Origin of the sequence: Flavobacterium cyanobacteriorum (assembly GCF_002251835.1) — a bacterium.
GTDB classification, from domain to species: Bacteria; Bacteroidota; Bacteroidia; order Flavobacteriales; family Flavobacteriaceae; genus Flavobacterium; species Flavobacterium cyanobacteriorum.
The window spans coordinates 1-1,650 of sequence record NZ_NOXV01000051.1; the positions used below are offsets into that span (position 1 = coordinate 1).

Sequence of the window (1,650 nt, forward strand, 5' to 3'; positions counted from 1 at the left end):
ATTTGCCCCGGCCAGCCCTTCGGGACTGTCCGACAACAAAGCGATTTACAAAATGCAATCACTTCGCAAATCGCCTGGGGCGTTATCTGCAAGGCTAAACATACCACCCAAAGTATAATCAGCGTGGAATTTTCACGCATTATACGAAAAAATACTACGAATATTGCACTAAACCAAGAATTTGCCATATATTTACGTGAATTTTTCACGTTTAAAAAATAAAAAGACAATGCTAATCAGATTTGTTGCTAAAAATATATACTCCTTCAAAGATGAGACAGAATTTAATCTGTTTCCAAATAAAACACAGAGATTAAAACACCACAAAGTAACTATAGGTGATTTTGAATTTTTGAGATATAGTGCGATTTATGGGGCTAATGGGTCGGGAAAATCAAATTTAATTAAATCAATATCTTTATTAGAAACTATGGTCGAAGATGGAAAACTCCCATCAGAGATTGATGATTTTAAATTCAAATTAGATGAAGTAAAGTTAAAAGCACCTATTTCCCTTGGTGTTGAGCTTATTGCAAATAATAATGCATATTTCTATACTATTACATTTGATAACGGTAAAATTCTAAATGAATATTTAGCTCATAGTAATAAAGACAATGATGAATTAATTTTTGAAAGAAATATCAATGATGATATTCAAAAAATCGAATTTTATAAGGACTATTATAAGACAGAAAAAGAAAAATTATTCGCAGAAGTTCTCGCAGAAAAATTAGTTCAACCAAATGAACTCTTAATAACATTTTTAAGTAAAAAGTATCCTGAAGACTTTAAGTCAGTTAAGTCAGCTTTTAATTGGTTTGACGACACATTGGTAATTATAAAACCAGATGCAAGACCAGGTGGCATAGCACACATATTAGATAAAGATGTAACTATGCTAGACTTTGCAAACAAGTTTATCCCAAGTTTAAACACAGGTATTTCTGAAATTGAAATCGAAAAAAAGAAACTTGAAGACTTTTTTGGTAAAGAAGGTGCTAAATTGAGAAAGAAACTAATTGAGGATTTAAAAAATGAACCTAATAAACTTTCTGTGGCTACTCACAGCGAGACAGGTGAAGAGGTTGCTCTTATTTATGAAAACGATGAGATAATAGCAAAGCGACTGATTACTAAACATACAAATTCGTTAGGTAATAGAATTGAATTCAATTTAGGTCAAGAATCAGATGGAACTAAAAGGTTAATAGACTATATTCCTGCATTTCAAGAAATAATAAGTAATGACAAAGTATATATAATTGACGAAATAGAAAGAAGCATTCATCCGATGACAATAAAAGAAATTGTAACTAAACTTACTTTGAATGAACAGGTTAAAGGACAACTAATCTTTTCAACACACGAATCTAATTTGTTGGATCAAAATATTCTAAGACCTGATGAAATTTGGTTTGCTCAAAAAGATATTGACGGTTCAAGTAAAATATACCCACTAAGTGACTTTAAAATTCATAACACTATTGATATTGAGAATGGTTATCTAAAGGGTAGATTTGGTGGAATACCATTTTTAGGAAATTTAAAAGACTTGAATTGGTAAGCTATGAAATATTTAAGTCGAAATAAAATATACCAGAAAATTCTAAGTACACGACAAAAATTGTATTAAATTAATTTCCAGCT

Annotated in this window: 1 protein-coding gene; it reads left to right on the forward strand. The window is 30.2% G+C overall.

The window, feature by feature from the left end; genetic code table 11:
- Positions 1-229 precede the first annotated feature (229 nt).
- Positions 230-1,567: an AAA family ATPase gene (locus CHU92_RS00465; protein WP_094411511.1), complete on the forward strand. Its 1,338-nt coding sequence runs from the start codon at positions 230-232 to the stop codon at positions 1,565-1,567.
- The last annotated feature ends 83 nt before the right edge of the window (positions 1,568-1,650 follow it).